18 protein-coding genes and 4 pseudogenes are annotated in these 18,559 nt (G+C 67.9%); 11 read left to right on the top strand and 11 right to left on the bottom strand.

Annotated elements, in window-relative coordinates; genetic code table 11:
- The 3 genes from ACIBBH_RS39725 to ctaD all read right to left on the bottom strand — a co-directional run.
- Positions 1–685 (bottom strand): hemerythrin domain-containing protein (locus ACIBBH_RS39725; protein ID WP_399413441.1); only part of this gene is annotated, 685 nt, incomplete at its 3' end.
- A 353-nt stretch (positions 686–1,038) separates the two neighbouring features.
- Positions 1,039–1,413 carry a hypothetical protein gene (locus ACIBBH_RS39730; protein WP_399413443.1) on the bottom strand — a complete coding sequence of 125 codons (375 nt, stop codon included), beginning with the start codon at positions 1,411–1,413 and terminating at the stop codon, positions 1,039–1,041.
- Positions 1,410–3,059 (bottom strand): cytochrome c oxidase subunit I, encoded by a 1,650-nt coding sequence (ctaD, locus tag ACIBBH_RS39735; RefSeq protein WP_399413504.1) that lies wholly within the window; start codon positions 3,057–3,059, stop codon positions 1,410–1,412. Before ctaD ends, ACIBBH_RS39730 begins: the two co-directional genes overlap by 4 nt.
- 590 nt (positions 3,060–3,649) lie before the next feature.
- Between ctaD and ACIBBH_RS39740 the strand changes: the two are divergent.
- Both ACIBBH_RS39740 and ACIBBH_RS39745 read left to right on the top strand, forming a co-directional pair.
- Positions 3,650–4,848: pseudogene (locus ACIBBH_RS39740) on the top strand (hypothetical protein).
- 10 nt (positions 4,849–4,858) lie between these two features.
- A complete protein-coding gene (locus ACIBBH_RS39745; RefSeq protein WP_399413445.1) occupies positions 4,859–5,554 on the top strand; it encodes a hemerythrin domain-containing protein in 696 nt (231 codons plus the stop codon).
- Between the two features lie 266 nt (positions 5,555–5,820).
- On the opposite strand, the gene ACIBBH_RS39750 is transcribed toward ACIBBH_RS39745, so the two are convergent.
- On the bottom strand, positions 5,821–6,216 hold the full coding sequence (locus tag ACIBBH_RS39750; protein WP_399413447.1) for a hypothetical protein: 396 nt from the start codon (positions 6,214–6,216) through the stop codon (positions 5,821–5,823).
- 2 nt (positions 6,217–6,218) lie between these two features.
- Entirely contained in the window at positions 6,219–6,629 is a 411-nt protein-coding gene (locus ACIBBH_RS39755; RefSeq protein WP_399413449.1) for a RacP protein, read from the bottom strand.
- Between the two features lie 146 nt (positions 6,630–6,775).
- On the opposite strand from ACIBBH_RS39755, the gene ACIBBH_RS39760 reads away from it, so the two are divergent.
- Complete coding sequence (locus ACIBBH_RS39760) at positions 6,776–6,937, top strand: hypothetical protein (protein ID WP_399413450.1); 162 nt, start codon at positions 6,776–6,778, stop codon at positions 6,935–6,937.
- A gap of 46 nt (positions 6,938–6,983) precedes the next feature.
- On the opposite strand, the gene ACIBBH_RS39765 is transcribed toward ACIBBH_RS39760, so the two are convergent.
- From ACIBBH_RS39765 to ACIBBH_RS39775, 3 genes are all read right to left on the bottom strand, one after another.
- On the bottom strand, positions 6,984–7,796 hold the full coding sequence (locus ACIBBH_RS39765; protein WP_399413452.1) for a DUF6585 family protein: 813 nt from the start codon (positions 7,794–7,796) through the stop codon (positions 6,984–6,986).
- A 453-nt stretch (positions 7,797–8,249) separates the two neighbouring features.
- Positions 8,250–9,101: an IS5 family transposase gene (locus ACIBBH_RS39770; protein WP_399413454.1), complete on the bottom strand. Its 852-nt coding sequence runs from the start codon at positions 9,099–9,101 to the stop codon at positions 8,250–8,252.
- A 191-nt stretch (positions 9,102–9,292) separates the two neighbouring features.
- Positions 9,293–10,270, bottom strand: coding sequence for a hypothetical protein (locus ACIBBH_RS39775; RefSeq protein WP_399413456.1), 978 nt, complete (start codon positions 10,268–10,270; stop codon positions 9,293–9,295).
- A gap of 77 nt (positions 10,271–10,347) precedes the next feature.
- On the opposite strand from ACIBBH_RS39775, the gene ACIBBH_RS39780 reads away from it, so the two are divergent.
- From ACIBBH_RS39780 to ACIBBH_RS39805, 6 genes and pseudogenes are all read left to right on the top strand, one after another.
- Positions 10,348–10,938 (top strand): TetR/AcrR family transcriptional regulator, encoded by a 591-nt coding sequence (locus tag ACIBBH_RS39780; protein WP_399413458.1) that lies wholly within the window; start codon positions 10,348–10,350, stop codon positions 10,936–10,938.
- 638 nt (positions 10,939–11,576) lie between these two features.
- Positions 11,577–12,299, top strand: a pseudogene (locus ACIBBH_RS39785) (diacylglycerol/lipid kinase family protein); the annotation flags it as partial.
- Positions 12,298–12,457: pseudogene (locus tag ACIBBH_RS39790) on the top strand (type I restriction endonuclease subunit M); the annotation flags it as partial. The pseudogenes ACIBBH_RS39785 and ACIBBH_RS39790, both read left to right, overlap by 2 nt.
- Positions 12,458–12,689: 232 nt before the next feature.
- Positions 12,690–12,968: pseudogene (locus tag ACIBBH_RS39795) on the top strand (SDR family NAD(P)-dependent oxidoreductase); the annotation flags it as partial.
- A gap of 88 nt (positions 12,969–13,056) precedes the next feature.
- Positions 13,057–13,629, top strand: coding sequence for a winged helix-turn-helix domain-containing protein (locus ACIBBH_RS39800; protein WP_399413506.1), 573 nt, complete (start codon positions 13,057–13,059; stop codon positions 13,627–13,629).
- Positions 13,545–14,087 (top strand): transposase, encoded by a 543-nt coding sequence (locus ACIBBH_RS39805; RefSeq protein ID WP_399413508.1) that lies wholly within the window; start codon positions 13,545–13,547, stop codon positions 14,085–14,087. The genes ACIBBH_RS39800 and ACIBBH_RS39805 overlap by 85 nt, the downstream gene beginning before the upstream one ends.
- On the opposite strand, the gene ACIBBH_RS39810 is transcribed toward ACIBBH_RS39805, so the two are convergent.
- The 3 genes from ACIBBH_RS39810 to ACIBBH_RS39820 all read right to left on the bottom strand — a co-directional run bounded on the left by ACIBBH_RS39810 (position 14,046) and on the right by ACIBBH_RS39820 (position 16,472).
- Positions 14,046–15,323, bottom strand: coding sequence for an IS701 family transposase (locus ACIBBH_RS39810; RefSeq protein WP_399413460.1), 1,278 nt, complete (start codon positions 15,321–15,323; stop codon positions 14,046–14,048). The genes ACIBBH_RS39805 and ACIBBH_RS39810 overlap by 42 nt on opposite strands.
- A 67-nt stretch (positions 15,324–15,390) precedes the next feature.
- Positions 15,391–15,918 (bottom strand): transposase, encoded by a 528-nt coding sequence (locus tag ACIBBH_RS39815; RefSeq protein WP_399413462.1) that lies wholly within the window; start codon positions 15,916–15,918, stop codon positions 15,391–15,393.
- Positions 15,915–16,472, bottom strand: a complete 558-nt coding sequence (locus ACIBBH_RS39820) for a helix-turn-helix domain-containing protein (protein WP_399413464.1) — start codon at positions 16,470–16,472, stop codon at positions 15,915–15,917. The genes ACIBBH_RS39815 and ACIBBH_RS39820 overlap by 4 nt, the downstream gene beginning before the upstream one ends.
- A 411-nt stretch (positions 16,473–16,883) precedes the next feature.
- Here ACIBBH_RS39820 and ACIBBH_RS39825 point away from each other — a divergent pair, with 411 nt between their 5' ends.
- Both ACIBBH_RS39825 and ACIBBH_RS39830 read left to right on the top strand, forming a co-directional pair.
- Complete coding sequence (locus ACIBBH_RS39825; RefSeq protein WP_399413466.1) at positions 16,884–17,738, top strand: transposase family protein; 855 nt, start codon at positions 16,884–16,886, stop codon at positions 17,736–17,738.
- A complete protein-coding gene (locus tag ACIBBH_RS39830; RefSeq protein ID WP_399413468.1) occupies positions 17,732–18,529 on the top strand; it encodes a transposase in 798 nt (265 codons plus the stop codon). The genes ACIBBH_RS39825 and ACIBBH_RS39830 overlap by 7 nt, the downstream gene beginning before the upstream one ends.
- Positions 18,530–18,559 lie beyond the last annotated feature (30 nt).

Here is an 18,559-nt window from a genome sequence, read left to right on the forward strand (position 1 = left end):
CCGCGAACTGCAGACACTCCTCGCCCTCTGGGCCGGCGCCTGCCCCACCTGCCACCGCGACATAACCACGGCAATACAAACCTGACCAAGCCCTAGTAGGGGCGGTGATTGGAATGAGGTCACGCAGCCGGTCGAATGCGCTGAGCGGCAAGCCGCTGAGCGCGTTGCCGGGTGGGCGCCGTGACACTGCAGGATGGGGGTGGGTGGGCGCGGTGGCGCGTACCGCTTCCCAGGCCGCGCCGATCTGACGCAGGCGGCGGTCGCTGAGGGCTTCGCGCATCCGCGGCAGCAGCTCGTCCTCTTCGTCGCGGATGTCCTGCGAGATCAAGGTGAACGACCGCAGGATCCACTCGGAGCGGCGGGCGTCGTCCGGTGACTTTTCGACCTGAGCGAGCAGCTCGTTGATGTCCTGATGTTCCTGCTCGACCCGTGCGGTGAGGTCGGGTCCGTCGGCACTGATGCGGCGCAGGACGGGCCACAGGACGGTCTCCTCGGCGAAGGCGTGGCTGAACACCAGCCGGACGATGTTCTTCCACAGCTCGCGCTGTTCCTCGGGCGTGGCGCCCGCATCCCTGTAGCGGTTCATCATCGCGTCGAGTTCCGCGTGATCGCGTCGCTGGCGTACCAGAATGCTGCCCTGACCCCCGAGCTGGACCGGATCCTGTCCGCTGATCGAGAGGATCATGACAGGCCCCCGTTACGCGCAGATCCCTCCAGCGCCACGGTGGCGTTTGCGGCCGATGCGGTCGTCCCTTTCGGACGCACGTGCTGCTTCTCCTTGGAGGCTGCGTCGCTCCCCTCGGTGGTCTGTCGCGCGCGATGGGACTCAACATGGTGCTCAAGGCTGCTCACGGCGGCTCCTCGAGGTCCGGCACTTCCGGGTCCCCCGCATTCGCCGCCCTGACCATCTCAGTACCTGCGCGATAGGGAAGGCCGGGGCCGGCGCGCCGGGGCTCGTTGATCAGCATGCGGAGAGAGCGCGCCATGGGGCGCTGGCTCCTACTGCGGACTCGACGATGGGGCCGGCAGGGGCAGGCCTCAGTGCATGAGCACGTACATGCTGGTGCCGGCCGTGCTGGCGACGGCGAGCACGAAGCAGGCGCATGCGGCGTGCCGTTTCAGCAGGGTATGGCGCAGCGCGCTGTAGCGGGCCTCGTATTGCGCGCGCAGTCGGTCGGCTCGGTTCGCGGTGATCTGCAGTGCTTGTGTGGTGAGGGTGAGGCGTTGCTCGATGTAGTGGCGCGTCACGTCGTCAGCTTGGGCGGTGGTGAGCCAGGGCAGGCGGGCGCACAGACTCTGGGCTTCGTGCTTGGCCTGGTCTCGTTCGGCGTGGAGGAGGAGGTAGCCCTCGACCTCGTTGGCCAGCCTGGCGGCCTGCCCCTCCTGCGGCCCCGGGGCACGGCCGGAGATCACGTCGGTTCGCCCTTGTGGCTGTCGGCGTCCACGGCGTCGCGCCTGCCGACGTTCTCGTGGTGCTCCACCTCGGCCAGGTCCGGATGGTGAAGATCGGAGGCCGGCGACTCGGAGCGGATGCGCGGGAGGGTGGTGAAGTTGTGGCGGGGCGGAGGACAGGAAGTGGCCCATTCCAGGGAGCGACCGTAACCCCAGGGGTCGTCGACTTCGATGCGCTTGCCGACCTTGGCGGTCTTCCAGACGTTGTAGAGGAAGGGCAGGGTGGACAGACCGAGGAGGAAGGCGCCGATGGAGGAGACGGTGTTGAGGGCGGTGAAGCCGTCGGCGGCGAGGTAGTCGGCGTAGCGGCGGGGCATCCCTTCCGCGCCGAGCCAGTGCTGGATTAGGAAGGTGGTGTGGAAGCCGACGAAGAGGGTCCAGAAGTGGATCTTCTCCAGCCGGTGGTCCAGCATCGTGCCCGTCATCTTGGGCCACCAGAAGCTGAAGCCGCCGAACATGGCGAAGACGATCGTGCCGAACAGCACGTAGTGGAAGTGGGCGACGACGAAGTAGCTGTCGGTCACGTGAAAGTCCATGGGCGGGGAGGCGAGGATGATGCCGGTCAGGCCGCCGAAGAGGAAGGTGACCAGGAAGCCGGCCGCCCACAGCATCGGGGGCTCGAACGAGATCGAGCCTTTCCACATCGTGCCGATCCAGTTGAAGAACTTCACTCCGGTCGGCACGGCGATCAGGAAGGTCATGAAGGAGAAGAACGGCAGCAGCACCGCCTGCGTGGCGAACATGTGATGGGCCCACACCGTCACCGACAGCCCGGCGATGGAGATGGTGGCGCCGACCAGTCCCATGTAGCCGAAGATCGGCTTGCGGGAGAAGACCGGGATGATCTCGGTGATCACGCCGAAGAAGGGCAGCGCGAGGATGTAGACCTCGGGATGGCCGAAGAACCAGAACAGGTGCTGCCACAGGACCGCCCCGCCGTTCTCGGGGTCGAAGATGTGGGCGCCGAACTTGCGGTCCGCCTCCAGCGCGAACAGGGCGGCCGCCAGGACGGGGAAGGCGAAGAGCACCAGCACTGAGGTCAGCAGCACGTTCCAGGTGAAGATCGGCATCCGGAACATGGTCATGCCGGGGGCGCGCATGCAGATGATCGTGGAGATGAAGTTGACCGCACCCAGGATCGTGCCAAACCCGGCCAGGGCCAGCCCCATGATCCACAGGTCGCCGCCGAGGTAGGTGGTGCGCTCGCCGCCGCTGAGCGGGGTGTAGGCGGTCCAGCCGAAGTCGGCGGCGCCCTGCGGGGTGAGGAAGCCGGACATCGCGATCAGCCCGCCGAACAGGAACAGCCAGTACGAGAACATGTTCAGCCGGGGGAAGGCGACGTCGGGCGAGCCGATCTGCAGCGGCATGATCGCGTTGGCGAATCCGGCGAACGTCGGCGTCGCGAACAGCAGCAGCATGATCGTGCCGTGCATGGTGAACGACTGGTTGTACTGCTCCTGGGACAAGAACTGCAGCCCCGGCCGCGCCAGCTCCGCCCTGATCGCCATCGCCAGCAACCCGCCGATCAAGAAGAACGCGAACGACGTCATCAGATAGAGGTGACCGATCTTCTTGTGATCGGTCGTCGTCAGCCAGGAGACGACCATGCGGCCCCTGCTGCGCCGCCCCTCGACCGGTACCAGCGTGACCGGTGCAGTCTCAGCAGCCATCGGGTCCTTCATCCATAGAAGTGGGCATTCAGGTATCAAGGTCGCGTAAACACCCGAGAACCGCACGCTGACGCGCTGTGAACAACGCGACGCCTGGGTGTGCATCCACGTGTGTCGGGCGCACACCCGGTGATGCATAGGTTTCTCACCGGGATGACCCGCGAACGGAGCTGATCAAGATGAGGCGTCGGCGCACGTTCTCGGCCGGGGACGCACACGCTGCAGCCGTGGGCGCGCGTCGTGTCCGCGGCGTCCGGCCACAGAAGCGCAGTGTCGGCATACCCGCTGCACCCGGTCGGCCGCACCGCCGGAGTTCCGGAAATAACACCGGCCACTGCTCCCGGCGGCGCGAGTGCCTCCGAACAGTCCCTCCACGCACTCGAAGGGAGGACTCGTCCCGCCCTGCGGGCGTGGGCGGTCGCGGAAGCATCCGAACGGCCGAAATATGGCTTCGGGCACCCTGCGCTTGCGGACTGCCATGCGGCGACGGGGGTACTTCGCCCACCTGGTCAAGAGGAGCACCCCCCATGACGTTCAACCCCCTGGAACAGCGAGGCATCCCGCTGGACCGCCAGCTGCGCAACTGGCGTGAGCTGAACGTGCAGCCCATCGATCCAGACCACTGCGACCCGTACACCCGGTGTCGCATCATCACGATGAACGGGATCGAGGTAGAGGCGATCATGTTCAGCCACCAGCTCGCCCGCAACACCGTCGATCCCGAGATCAAACGGCACCTGGCCTGCACGCGTTACATCGAGGCGCAGCAGCAGAAGGTGGTGAACTGGCTGTTGCCGGGGGTGTCGTCGGTGCTGGAGAAGACCATCGCCTACGAGCAGGTCGCGGTGGACCTGACGGCGTGGGTGGCGCGGATGGAGCCCGACCCGTACCTGAAGCAGGCGTACCAGTTCGGTGTCCTGGAGGACTTCGACCACCTGTACCGGTACGCCAACCTGTACGAGATGATCGAGCACCGCAAGGCGGAGTCGATCGTCGAGGGGCTGACCGAGGTCATGCCCGGTCGGCCGACGAAGTACCACCACCGCAACCCGGTGGACAACGTCCGCGATCCGTACGCCAAGGGCGAGACGAACCCGCTGTCGAAGCTGCACGCGCTGACGATCATGTCGGCGGAGCAGCAGACCATGAACTTCTACATGAACACGGGCCCCACTACATGGAGCCGATCGCCCGTCAGCTGTACCAGGAGATCGGGCTCATCGAGGAGGAGCACGTCACCCACTACGAGTCGCTGGTCGACCCGGGCGAGACGTGGTGGGAGCAGCTCGTCAACCACGAGTACAACGAGTGTTATCTCTACTACTCCTTCCTGGAGCAGGAGAGCGACCCGAGGGTCAAGGCCATTTGGGAGCTGCACCTGAACATGGAGCTGGAGCACCTGCACATCGCCTGTGACCTGATGCGCCGGCACGACGGGCGCGACCCGGAGTCGGTGCTGGCGCCCGAGCTGCCGAACGTGCTGACGTTCGAGCCGAACAAGCAGTATCTGCGCGAACTGCTGGACACGCAGATGGACCTGACCACACTGGGCGCCGGCTATGTGCGCGAGCAGCACGAGCGGTTCGAGAAGATGCAGGAGAACATCCACAGCAGTGAGGAGCCGCCCAGCGAGCGGGTCATGGCCGACCACGACGAGATGTTCGGCCGCGAGTACCGCATCGAGTCCGAGGGCGAGCACCCCGACCCCGCCATGCGCGAGAAGTGAGGCGGCCGCGATGAGCGATCTGCAGACCCCGCAGGCCGGATACGACCTGGCCCGCGACGACGACGTGGTGGCATTGTTGATGCGCCAGCACGGGGACATCCGCAACCTCTTCGACGAGGTCGAGGCGTCGACTGGTGAGGAGCGACGCGACGCCTTCCGGCGTCTCGTGCGCCTGCTGGCCGTGCACGAGACCGCCGAGGAGGAGGTCGTCCACCCCTTCGCGCGGCGGGCGCTGTCCGGTGGAGAGAAGGTCGTCGACGAGCGGCTCGCCGAGGAACGAGCGGCCAAGGAGACGCTGGCCGCTCTCGATGACCGTACGAGGTCGGCGATGGCCGCCCAGTGGTCCAGCAGGCAGAAGTGGCCGCCCGGCAGCAGCTCGAGCGCGTGGCGGGACCAGGCCAGCTCGGCATGGGATGCGGTCGGCCTCCTCACGCAGCCCGTCGACTCGACGACGGGCAGCCAGCTCGTGCTGTTCCAGCAGTCCGACCTCCGACGGCATCCGCGACCTCCCGGGAAACGACAACCCGACAGGCCACCACTCCCACCGAATCACCGATCCCATGCCCGACCAGCGGAAACGCAGCGATCATGTCCGGAAAGACAACAGCTCCTGAGGGAGTGGTCAGAGCTCGGGTGCCAGCAGGGTCAGCCGAAGCAGCGCGCTGACAGCGAGCACCGTTGGGATGGCGTACCACCACTTGCGTAGCCACGCCGCCTTGACGAACACCCACGTCAGCAACGCCGTGATGACGGACAGGACCAAAGCCAGACCAGAGGCGAAGTTCGAGTGGGCGACAGTCTCGCTGTCCCAGGGGCCAGCGGGCCTGGCCATGTACGCGATAAATGTGACGTAGAGCGCCAGTATATGCCCCAGGGTCAGAACCAGTCCGCATGTCGCAGAGCCGATCCGGACCAGAGTGCTCGGTCCCTTGCCTGCCGGTGTCTGGGAAGTCGAAGGGTGGGCGTAGCGGCTCACCGCAGGGCCTCCTTGGCATCGTCCAGCTTCCGGTCGAAGCCTCGACCATATGCCTGGGCGTTTGGGTCCTGGTAATAGGGGCCGCCGTTGTAGCGGGCGGCAAGCTCCTGCATCTGCTCGCGAGTCATCTGTTCCGGGGGTACATCGGCGAAGCCGCTCTCTGCCTTGAGCTGGGCAAGGTACTCCGAGGCGACGAAGATGTTCTGGGTAGGATCCTTGACCGCGCCCACGACCTGGTCCCGCTGCGCGTCCGTGAGCCGTTCCAGGAGGGCCCATTCGAGGTCGCTGGTGTCGGAGGGGTAGCGGTAGCGGGGCAGCGGCATGACGGGGTGTCGGGCCGCGACCTGAAGAAGGGCCAACTGCGGGGCGGTCGTGGCCCGTTGCCTTCCCATGTTCAATCCAGGTTGGCGAGGAGGTACAGGGTGGACTCGATCGCGCCCATCTGTGCCATGACCGTGCGGATGTAGGGGTCGTCAGGCTTCTTCTTCTGGTGCGGCAGGAGGATCCCGGCGATGAAGTTCTCCACCCGGTGGTGGACGGACTCGAAGAACGCCCGCTTGTAACCGATCCAGACCTCCGGCGCGTCGTCCAGCATCCGGTATCCCCACGTCTTGTCCCAGGTCACCGTCGGAAGCCCCTTCGCCGTGGCCACCATGCGCAGGTGCGCGAGCCCGGTGTGGACCTGAGCGCGGGTGCGCTCGGTGGCCGCCATCAGCTGGACGATGGTCAGGCCGGCGGGACGGGCCTCCAGCAGGGCGGACAGGCCGGCTTCGGCGTGGACGTGAGTGGGAACGCCCCGCCCCATCGCTACTCGCCCGAGCCCTTCAGCAGCTTCTGAAACTGCTCGTCCGGCGGTGTACTGCTCTCCCGCCTGCCGCAAACGGTCATGGCACGCGCGGCGCGCGCGGTCCTGGTGGAGAGCCGGAGGACGCAACGAGAGACGACAGCCGAATGGCACAGAACACGACGGCCCACCACACCCCCGGCACAACCGCGGCCCGCCCCCATCGACCGCTACTCGACGCGGCATCGAAGCTGGACCGGTCCCGCTCGGTCGTCGACTCCACCGACGTCAGGGCGCTGTCGCACGGCGGCCACCACCGCCGGCCCTGACACCAGCCGGGACGGTGCCCATGTCATGCGCCGACCCCACGGGCTCTCATCTGTCGGAGGCCGAGCGCCTCAACGCGTCGGCGAGAGTCAGGAAGACCATCAGGTTCGGGAAGCCGGGCGCAGGCACCGTGAGCCATGACCTGAGCTGGCCCCGGCGGTGGATCTGCACGCGGCTGTGCTTGACGTCGATCCGCTCCACCTCGCCCCAGCCGATGTGCCTGTCCTCCTGCCCCACACCGTCCAGCGTCATGTCCAGGGAGCCGAATTGCAGGCACTCGCCGGCCTCCAGACGGGCGGCGTCCTGCGGCACCCGGGCACCGCTGAAGGCATCCGTCAGGCCCTCCGCGAAGGGCACCATTCCGGCGAAGTCGTCGTTCACGGTGAACGACAGACCGTCGGCCGCCCGCACGTGCAACTGGTGCGTCGTGGTACTGACGAGGCCCTCGACGACCTTGACGTCGTGCCGGACGACGGACGCGATCCGATCCCACGCATACGCGTGGATCCCGAAGCCCTGTTTGTGATAGACCACCCCGCCCTCGTGCCAGGCGATCCACGTCCGGCTCATCCGGTTGCGCGACCGCGAGACCAAGATCCACGCGAGGATCACCGGGGGGACCATCGCCAGGATCAGCAGCGGCAGTGAGTGATACCAGGCGCCCACCGTCCGCTGGTCGTCGACGGCGAAGGTCACCGCCACGGTCAGCAGAATCACGCTCAGGAGCGACAGCCCGATCAGGGCCCCCCAGGGGAGGGAATTCGGGGAGTCGGCCACCAGCCCCATGCGGGTGCCGAGGCCGAGCCTCTGCGCCGCGTCGCGCATCGAGGGTGGCGCCTGCGCCGTTCCGCTGTCCGACATGAGAAGCACCTCCGTACGGTCCGCCCGGTCCGTCCTGGCGTGTTGGCACTGTAGGGCAGAGCTCCCAAGTAGGAGTGGGTGCACCGAAATTGAGCCAGCGTGACAAGGACGGGGCAAGGAGAGGCATGTCACGCGTGCGCGATCATCGCGACCGGGGCGGCAGCGGGTAGAGCACCCCGAGGTTCGACCGGGCGGCCGAGGCTGGGGTCGAATGGCCGCCCGCGGCGTTGCCGGGAGGAACGTGTTCGGTGACGATCCGGGGTACTTCTCACCCCAGGGCCGCTGCCAACTCTCAGCCGCGTCACGGGGACAGCCTCCGTCGCCGTCGTCCGCAGCGACCATTTTCGACGGCGAGCTCCTGCAGATCTCCGGTTTTGTGAGCGGCCAGGACACCTTCGGCGCAGACGATGCGCTTGGCGGCTTCGATCTCAGTGCCTGTGAACAAACTGATCGTTAGGGGCGCTTGGTAGTGCGGGCCAGCCTTCGCGCCATCAACGTGATCATGGACCACTTGACCATGGCTTCGTGGTGCTCGGGCAACCGCTCGTAGTCGCGTACGCAGCGACGCCGCTGGAAGATCCACGACAACGTGCGCTCTACCACCCACCGTCTCGGTAGCACCACGAAGCCCTTGGCGTCGTCGCTGCGCTTGACGATCTCAAGCGTGAGCTGGAGTTTCTCCCTGGCCCAGTCGACGAGTTTCCCGGCGTATCCGCCGTCGGCCCAGACCAGGCGGATCGACTCGAAGAGGTCCCGTAGGTGCAACAGCGCAGGTCGAGCGCCATCGCGGTCCTGCACGCTCGCGGTGGTCACCATGACGACCAGGAGGAGGCCGACCGTGTCCACGATCACGTGGCGTTTCCGCCCTGCCACTCGTTTCCCCGCGTCGTATCCCCTGCTCTGCGTGCCGACGGTCTCTGCGGCCCGTACCGACTGTGAGTCGATGATCGCGGCGGTGGGGTCCGCGTCCCGCCCCTCGTTGCGCCGCACCTGGTCGCGCAGGTCGTTGTGGATCGCGTGGACGTCGCTGTCCTGCCACCACCGGGTGAAGATCGCATGGACGGTGCGCCAGGGCGGGAAGTCGCAGGGCAGGTTGCGCCACTTGCAGCCGTTGTCGGCGACGTAGAAGATCGCGTCGACGATCAGCCGACGGCAGTACTCCTCGGGTCGCCCGCCGTTTCCGTCCAGCCAGGCCGGCCACGGCATCACCGCCGCGATGACCTGCCACTGTGCGTCGGTCGTGTCGGAGGTGTAGCTGTGGGGCCGGACCGGGTGGCGCCTTCCGTGCTCCCAGCGGCAGGCCACGCAGGAACAGGACGATTCCGTCGATGGGATGACGGCAGGCGCGGACAGGGGGTACAACGGCATGGCAGAGCCTCTTGTGCGTCCGGAGGTTTCGTCACCCCTGGACTACCAAGAGGCCCTGCTTCTACATGCGGTTATCGCTGAACCGGCCCACCCCGCCGAAGGCTGTGGACCAGCTTGTTCACGGACACTCAGGTGGCCAGCGGGATCAGTATGAGGAGCGGGATGAACAAGGTCCATTGCGGCAGGGTGAAGACCGCCGCGCCGAAGGCGTCCAGGTTGATGGCGAAGAACACGCCGGTGAACGCGGCGGCGATGAACCAGACATAAGCCAGAACCGGCCGCGCGGTTCGGCGGTCGGCACGTGCGGCCCAGGCCAGAGCCACGGGGAGCGAGGCCAGTAGCAGGGTGCATAGGTGCCAGAGCACGCGGAAGAGTTGTTTGACCGGGGCGTCGAGGTTCGCGCGGACCAGGGGGCCGACGAACTCCGGGGTGCCGCCGAACAGGTGGAGTGCGGCGATCGCCGCGGCGATGGTGGCCGCCGTCCATAGCGGCCATCGGCGGGAGGTCGCGGTGCTGGTGTCGGGCATGAGGGTCTCCAGAAATGGTGGGATCTGGCCGGCGTCTGTCGGCCGTGGCACTCGGCCCGGGCAGACGGGTGGCTTTCCAGGGGTGAGCCGTCGGCGTATCCGTGCGGGCAGCAGCGACGGGGCGGCGTGAAGTCCTGCGAGATGGAGCAGTCCGGTTGTCAGCGCGAAGCCGGAGAAGGCGAGCTCTCGCAGTGGAAGGGACGTGGGGGAGAGTGCTCTGGTCGGGATCTCGGGGATCAGGGCGAGCCCGCGGAGCAGATACATCGCGGTGATCACCGTCAGTGCCGGCGCGAGTCTGGGCAACGGGCGGAGCAGCCCGGCCGCCGACCACGCGTATGCCGCCGCGACGGCGAGCAGCGCGGCTATGCCGACCACGGTCACGGTCGGGATCGGCGACTGATGGTCCGCCAGGCGGGCGAGGTATTCGCCGGCGCCGAAGTAGCGGAATCCGGCGCCGCCGTAGAACGGCAGCGCGAGGTGCAGTACGCCGACGGCCAGGCTCAGTGCGCCGGCCACTGCGAGGGCTCGGGTGCGGAGGTCGTCTCGATCGGGCTTCGTCGGTGTCGGCGGAGTGGGCATGGTGTCTCTGCGCCTCCTGTAAGCGAGGGAGAGTTCTAGAATCTGCATTCTAGAACATGTCGCCTATAATTGGTGGCATGGGTCGCCCGTCGAAGTTCACCGAAGATCAGTTCCTGGACGCCGCACTGCGGTTGGTCTCCGCCGAAGGGCCCGACGCGGCGACGGTCGCAGCTGTCGCCGAGGCCCTCGGGGCACCGGTGGGCTCGGTCTACCACCGGTTCGACTCCCGCGACCTACTCCTGGCGAAGCTGTGGCTGCGAACAGTGCGACGGTTCCAGTCGGGGTTTCTGCAGGCCCTCGCGAGCGACGATCTGGACGAGGCGGCCCTGCGCGCGGCGCTGCACGTGAACACATGGGCGCGTGGGCATCTCGACGAGGCACGCGTACTGCTGCTCTACCGCCGTGAGGACCTGGCAGCCCGTTGGCCGGCCGAACTCGGCGACGAGGTCGCCACGGTCAACGCGGCCGTCTTCGACGCACTGCGCGACTACGCGTCGCGCCGGTACGGAAGCGCGGATCCGGAGCATGTCCAGCGGGTGACCTTCGCGGTGGTGGACGTGCCCTACGCGGCCGGCCGCCGCCACCTCCTCGCCGGTGAAGCGCCGCCGACCCTCGTCGACGATCTGGTCGCCGTCACCTGCCGTTGCATGCTGGGCGATCGCGATTGACCCGCTCGGCTCGATGGCGACCTCGATTCACGCTGCCTACGCCCAATACGACAACACCCGCAGACCTCACCACGGCCGGGCCACCCCGCCGCCGGCGTCACCGGCCACGAGTCCCGCCGCGTTCAGGGCCCTGATCACTCACGAGTCAGACTCGTAAGTGGTCACGAGATCCCGTCCGATCGATTCTGATCGGACGGGATCTTTGCGTGGTGGGGGCTTCTTCAAGGTGGTGTCCGAACTCGGGCGTGCCCGTCGGGAGTCGGTCGTCGGTCCGTGGCACGGCGGGTCGGGGGTGGTCCGGCGAGACGGTGGGTGGTAGAGCGCACGTTGTCGTGGATCTTCCAGCGGCGTCGCTGCGTACGCGACTATGAGCGGTTGTCCGAGCACCACGAAGCCATGGTCAAGTGGTCGGTGATCATGTTGATGACGCGAAGGCTGGCCCGCACTACTAAGCGCCCCTAACGATCAGTTTGTTCACAGGCACTCAGCTTGACTCTGTCGGGGATCTTGGGGATCCCCGGCGGGACAGCATGATCAACGGGCATGCTCGGCTCGTGCCCCTCTTCTGGCTCCCGTACATGGCGGTGGTCTACCGGCGTGCCGACGCCCGCCTGGCCGGAGACCGACCCCCTGGGCCCCAACAAGCTCCAGCTGCGGGCTGCCGTGTGGTCCTGCTCGACGCGGACCGGCACCAGGACGTCACCGAACTGGCCCAGCAGGCCGTTGCCGAGGGAGCCGATCTCATGGCGGTGGCGGGCGGCGACGGCACCCAGGCGCTGGTGGCCGAGGTCGCGGCGCGCCACGACCTGCCGTTCGTGTTGATTCCCGCCGGTACCCGCAACCACTTCGCCCTCGACCTCGGCCTCGACCGTGACGATCCGGCGGCCGCCCTGGAAGCCCTGACCGACGGCGTCGAACTCCGCATCGACCTCGCGTACGCCGCGGACCGCGTCTTCGTCAACAACGCCTCGTTCGGCACATACGCGTCCATCGTCACCGACCCCGCGTACCGGGACGCCAAGGCCCGCACGGCCCTGCGCACCCTCCCCGGCCTCCTCACGGGCGAGGACGCGCCCAGGCTGCGGTCGCGGGCCGACGGAACGTACGTCGACGGACTTCAGGCGCTCCTCGTCAGCAACAACCCCTACGGACGTGCCGTCGACGCGGCCCATCCGGGCCGCAGAGAACGGCTCGACTCGGGCCTGCTCGGCGTGGTGTGCGTGCGGGTCGGTAACACCGCTCAGGCGGCCCGACTGGTGCGCGGCCCGCGCTCCGGGGGACTTCTCCGGCTGAGCGCCAGGGAAGTCGTCGTCGAAGCCGACACGGACACCCTCCCGGTCGGCATCGACGGAGAGCACGTCCATCCGGCATGCCGGGCACGCCGATATCCTGACGCGTGGGCCTCGACGGCCGGACCGGGTTGCGCGCCCAACTCGAGAAGCAGATCGACGAGGAAGCCCGTGCAGCCTACTGCGCGAAGATCGAGCAGGCCGCCAGGTCGGCCGCACCAGTAAAGGCTCAGTGGTCGACTCCGGAAGTCCTTCGGGGGTTGACGCAGGTGTCGCCGGGAGCCTCTTCGGGGGGCCGACGAAAGTGCTGGTGTGCAGCGCGGAATCCTCGTGCGTGTCGGTGCTGACTGGGTGCCGGTGATGCTTTTGGGAGGACGGGCCGGACGAGGCCAATGGGAGTGATCGAACGCCACGGCGGATTACCGCCAGACACTGTGCTTGCCCGCGAACATGCTGTTTGCCATGAACAAGATCGAAGGCAAAGTAGCTCTGGTCACCGGCGGAAGCCGCGGTATCGGCGCGGCGGTGGCGTTGAGGTTGGCCCAGGAAGGTGCCGATGTGGTGCTGACCTATGAGCGCGACAAACAGAGTGCGGCCATGGTGGTCGAGCAGATCGAGGCGGTGGGCCGTCGGGGGCTGGCGGTCAGGGCCGACAGTGCCGACGCCGCCGCGGTGGCGGGAGCCGTGGATGAAGCGGCTGCGGCATTCGGCGGCCTCGACATTCTCGTTACTGACTTCGGCTCGTCAGGGTGAACTCGTTCGAAGTCCCTGATGCGCCTGGCGCGGTGGCTGTATCTCGTGGTGTGTGAGGTATGGGGATGGGGGCGGGCTGTCTGCTGCGGGACGGCGGCGCCGGGAAGCGGTACGGATGCAGGCGGCCGAGCTGTTCGAGCAGGAGATCAAGCCGATAGAGGTCGCACGGCGGCTGCGGGTGAGCCGGAAGTCGGCCTACCAGTGGCACCAGCTGTGGCGGGACGGCGGTGCGCAGGCACTGGCCTCCCGTGGCCCGAGCGGATCGCGATGCCCTCTGTCCCCACGCTGCCTGGAGAAGCTGGCCGCGTATCTCGAGCAGGGTCCGGCCGCGCACGGCTGGGTGGAGGATCAAGTGTGGACCGCGGCGCGGGTCGCCACGCTGATCGGCAGGAAGTTCCACGTCTCGTACAGCGTCTCGGGGGCCACGAGGCTGATGCACCGGCTGGGCTTCAGCCCGCAGGTGCCCGCGAGGCGGGTGGCCGAACGCGACGAGCAGGCCGTGGCTGCATGGAAGGAGGCGACCTGGGCCGAGGTAAAAGAGCCCGGGCGGCCTGCGGAGGCTCCATCTGCTTCGAGGACGAAGCGGGCTTCACCCGGCGGCCGCCCAAAGGACGCACCTGGGGCCGGCGCGGCCGCACACCGGTCGTGACCGTCAGCGGGCGACGCTCGGGCCGGCTGTCGGTGGCCGGACTGATCGCGATGCGGCCCGGCTCCCGCACCAGGCTGTGTCACCGCCTGCGCACCCATCCCGCGGGCAAAGGCAAGCGCCGCAGCATGGGAGAGCGGGACTTCATCGCGCTGGTCGACGGCACCCACCAGCTCCTCAAAGCGCCGATCGTGCTGGTGTGGGACCGGCTCAACACGCACGTCTCCCACGCCATGCGTGAGTTGATCGCTGAGCGTGCATGGCTGACGGTGTTCCTGCTGCCCGCCCACTCACCCGACCTCAACCCGGTCGAGGCCGTGTGGGCACACGTCAAACGCAGCCTGGCCAACCTCGCCGTCGTCGCCCTCGACCGCCTGGAAACGCTCGTCCGCAACCGCCTCAGGTGCCAGTCCAGCAGTTCAGCAGGTCTTGGATGGCGTCGAGGATCTGGTAGAAGGTGAGTCCGCTGTAGCGGCTTTTGGGGCCAGGCGCTGTTCGGTGAGGAACGCGTGGGCGGCGGTGACCAGGGTGACGTGGTGATGCCAGCCGTTCCAGGAGCGTCCCTCGAAGTGGTCCAGGCCGAGGCCGTGCTTGAGTTCCCGGTAGTCGTGCTCGATGCGCCAGCGGATCTTGGCCAGACGGACCAGTTCGGCCACAGGGGTGTCGGCGGGCAGGCTGGACAGCCAGTAGCCGGTGGGTTCCTGGGCAGCCTCGGGCCATTCGACCAGCAGCGTCACCTCGGGCAGGACACCGTCCCAGTGGCCGTGTTCGGCCATGGCGGCGGCCTGGGCCAGACGGCGGGCCCGCACCCCGGCCGGCCGCACCCTCAGGACTGCAAAGCGCGAGCGCATCGGCCCGCGGGAGCCTTCCCGCCAGGTCACCTCGGTGAACGCCTGCAGCCCCAGGCCTGCCGCCAGCGCGGCCACCGGGGACGGCTTGTGCCGGTAGCGGGGCTGCGGCCTGCGGCCGTTTCCGGACCATGCAGGGGCGGTGGGCTGCGCGTCGTGCGGGTGGACGCTCACGTCCGAACGGACCGCCACGACATATGTGATGCCCCGCTCGCTCAGGCCGTCGAGGAAGTCGGCGTTCTGCCCGTAGCCGGCATCGGCCACCACCACCGGCAAAACCAGATTCCACCCGGCCAGCTCATCAATCGTGTCCAGGGCCAGGCGCCACTTCTCCCGGTGCCCGGCCTCTGGCGGTATCCCGGTCTTCTGCCGCCGTGGCGCATCGTGCGCCCACTCCTGGGGCACGAACAACCGCCACTGCAGCGGACAGGACGCGGTGTCGGAGACCGCGTGCACGCTCACCGCGACCTGGCAGTTGGCCTGCTTGCCCAGCGCCCCGCAGTACTGGCGCGCGACCGCCACCGACATCTTCCCGTCCTTGGGAAACGACACGTCATCGACCGCCCAGGCATCCGGGCCGATCTGCGGCACCATCCGCTGTGCGATCCGCCGCCGCACCGGCAGCGGATCCCAGGTCGACTGGTTCACGAACTGCTGCAGGTTCTGCTCGTTGCCGTCCGGCAGCCGCTCCGCCATCGGCTGGATCGACTTACGCCGCCCGTCCAGCATCAGCCCCCGCAGGTAGCAGTCGCCCTTCGCCCGCTGATCCTTGCGTGGCACCGACGCGAACACGTCAGCCACGAATAACGCCAACTTCGCCCGAGCACGGTTCACTTCAAGTGCGTCCACACACCCAACATGCCCCCAAACAGGACCGCGAGACAGACCTAACGGAGTCCTACTAGTGCTGGATTCCTCATTGGATGTACACATATCGGCGTCGTAGTTGGCGGGTGGGCGGGGCTGGTCTGCCCCAGATCCATGGGCGGGCGCGGGCGTTGAGCTGGGCGGTGGCCACGGCTGTGGCCTGGGTGATGTCGTCGGGGTTGGCGAAGGACCGCCCGGCCAGGGCGGTCTTGCGGAAGATCCGCCACCAGCCTTCCTGCAGGTTCAGCCAGCACGCGCCCACCGGGATGAACGCGTGGCGGATGCGGGGGTGGTCTTCCAGCCAGGTCCGGGTGGACAGGCTGTTGTGGGAAGACAGGTTGTCGGTGACGATCCAGATCTCACCGACCGGGTTGGCGTCCTCGACTTGTTGCAGGAACTGCTGGTAGAAGACGCTGTTGCGGGAGGACGCCGCCATGGTGATCTGCTGGCCGTCGCGGACACGTAAGGCGCCGTAGATCCAGGTCTTCTCCGGCCCGCGGCTGTAGTCGATCTCGGACTTGATCCGGTGCCCGTCCGGCGACCAGCCCGGTGCGGGCGGGAAGGCTCGGGGGATCACCGGCCCAAGCTCGTCGGCGCAGATGACCGTCGCGCCCTCGGGTGGCTGGGTGTAGAGGCCGATGATCCGCGTCCTTTTCCCACGAAGTCTGGGTCCTTCGAGCGGGTCCAGGAGCGGGTGCGGCGCCAGCGCACGCCCTCGGCGATCAGGATCCTGCGGACCTGGGAGCGGCCGACCTCGATTCCCAGCTGCCGGGCCTGGGCGGCCAGGGAATCCAGCGTCCACTCAGCCGGCCCGGCCTCGTCCGCAGCCGACAGGTCCCCGCCGGGCTGTACCTTCAGCCTCCCGGGCGGAACCTGCCTGACCAGGCCGATGATCCGGGACCGTTCGGCCTCGGTGATCCGCCGCTTGCGGCCCTGCCCGCCGAGATCCTCCAGCCCCTCCAGCCCGGAGCGGTTGAAGCGGTGCAGCCAGCGCCGCACCGTCTTCTGGCCGCAGCCCAACTCGATGGCGATGGTCGGCACCCGCGCCCCGGACCAGCTCAACTCGATGATCTGGGCCCGTGTCACCAGATCCCGGGGCGCCTTGCGCGCCCGCGCCAGTCGGCGGATCACTCTCTTCTCGTTCTCGTCACGGCCAGGCCGCGCCCACAGCACCACCGTCCAGCACCCGCCCCCGAGCACCCGAACCACCCCGCCACCAGGACATATACCCACGGAAAGAGGAATCCAGCACTAGACGTCAACGTCAACCGCCAGCCTGCTCAGCACTGTGCGTGACACGAGGGCCGGGGAACAGAACCGCACCCGGCTGCCCCAGGCACTCAGCACCTGGCCGCCCCATGACCACGGCGCGTGCAAAGCAGAGGGCCAAGCGCAAGTACCAGAGTGCTCTCAGAACTCGGTTCTGGCACAGGACTTGGGGAGTCGTCGCGGAGCGTTACCTCGATGTTCGATTGCAGGAGACTGGCTCGCGTGAGACGGCGTACGCCTTGTCTTCTGACGGCCGAAGGTGACCTCCCTCAGGTGCCTGCCGATCGCTGCTTTGATCAGCTGTGGGCGGTGATGGTGCTGGTCATGCAGACCGATGCGCCGTTCTGGGACTCGCTGGTGTTCGACGGGACCGACGATGTAGATGTCGAGGCGGTTTCGGCCGCGTTCGGCACGGTCGAGGTGGTGGCGAGAGGCCGTGCGACCGGGACCGCATGCCCGGACTGCGGCCGCTTCTCGAACCGAGTCCACGACCGTTACCAGCGCAGGCTTAAGGATCTTCCGCTCGCCGAGCAGGGCTTCGTGATCCGGCTGACGGTCCGGCGCTTCATCTGCGGGTCGGCGGACTGCCCACGCCGGACGTTCGCCGAGCCGTTCTCCCGGCTGGCCGCCCCGCACGCACGGTTCACCACTCGGCTCAGCCACGCCTTGGAGCGAGTGGGGCTCGCCCTGGCCGGGCGGACCGGTGCCCGGCTGGCTGCCCAGCTGGGCTTCGGAGCGGGGAGGATGACCTTATTGCGCAGGGTCATGGCCCTGCCCGATCCACGGTTCAGTACTCCGCGTGTGCTGGGCGTGGACGACTTCGCGATCCGCCGCGGCCAGACCTACTCCACCGTATTGACCAGCGTCGAAGACCATCGCGTGGTCGATGTGCTCCCAACGCCTGACGCCGGGCCGCTGGCCGCCTGGCTGGTCCGCCACCCCGGCGTGGAGATCATCTGCCGGGACTGGGCGGGCGCCTACGCCGAGGGTATGCCCGCCGCGGTGCCCCCGATGCTCTTCAGGTCGCTGACCGGTTCCATCTGTGGCAGGGTCTCGGCCGGGCCGTGGAGACTTGCGTCGCCGCCCACCGCGAGTGCCTGCGCAACCCGTCGCCCAGCGGCATGTTGACGGAGGCCACCCGGCCGGCTGCCGGTCGACCGCAGGACGACTCGGCTCCCGTCGGCCGACGGGCCGAGCGAAAGAAGGCAGCACACGCACTGGTCCACGAGCTGCTCGCCCAAGGCCACTCACGCCGGGCGATTGCCCGGTACGTGGGCTGGGGCCTCAACACCGTGCTCCGGTACGCGAACGCCGCACGGTGGCAGGACACCTTCCGCGAGAACCGGCCCCGGCCCAGCAGACTGGACCCCTACAAGCCCTACCTGGAGCGACGCTTCGCGGAGGGCTGCACCAGCGTCACCCGACTGCACGGCGAACTGTTTGCCGAGCACGCTCCCGTGACCTACGGCATGGTCCGCGCCCACATCGCCACCCTGCGTGCGGCTCCGTCCGAGGCGCCGCCCCGGCCGCCGACGGTGCGGCAGGTGACCGGCTGGCTCACCCGTCATCCCACCGCTCTGACGGAGGAAGACCACGCCGGCCTGAAAGACGTTCTGACCCGCTGCCCCGAACTGGCCACGGCCGCCGGACACGTCCGCGACTTCGGCGAGATACTCAGCGGTCGACTCGGCGCCACGCTCCCGGCCTGGATCGACGCCGTCGATGCCAGCCAACTCCCCGGCCTCACCGGCTTCGCACTCCACCTGCTCCAGGAACTCAACGCCGTGACAGCCGGGCTCACCCTGGACTGGAGCTCCGGCAGCATCGAGGGCGCCGTGAACCGCATCAAGAAGATCAAGAGGCAGCTCTATGGTCGAGCCGGATTCGAACTGCTCCGCCAAATGATCTTGCTCCAGTAGCTCCCCACCCGTGGTGTTGCTCTGTCGCTG

The sequence above is a fragment of the Streptomyces sp. NPDC051636 genome, assembly GCF_044453765.1.
Lineage (GTDB): Bacteria > Actinomycetota > Actinomycetes > Streptomycetales > Streptomycetaceae > Streptomyces.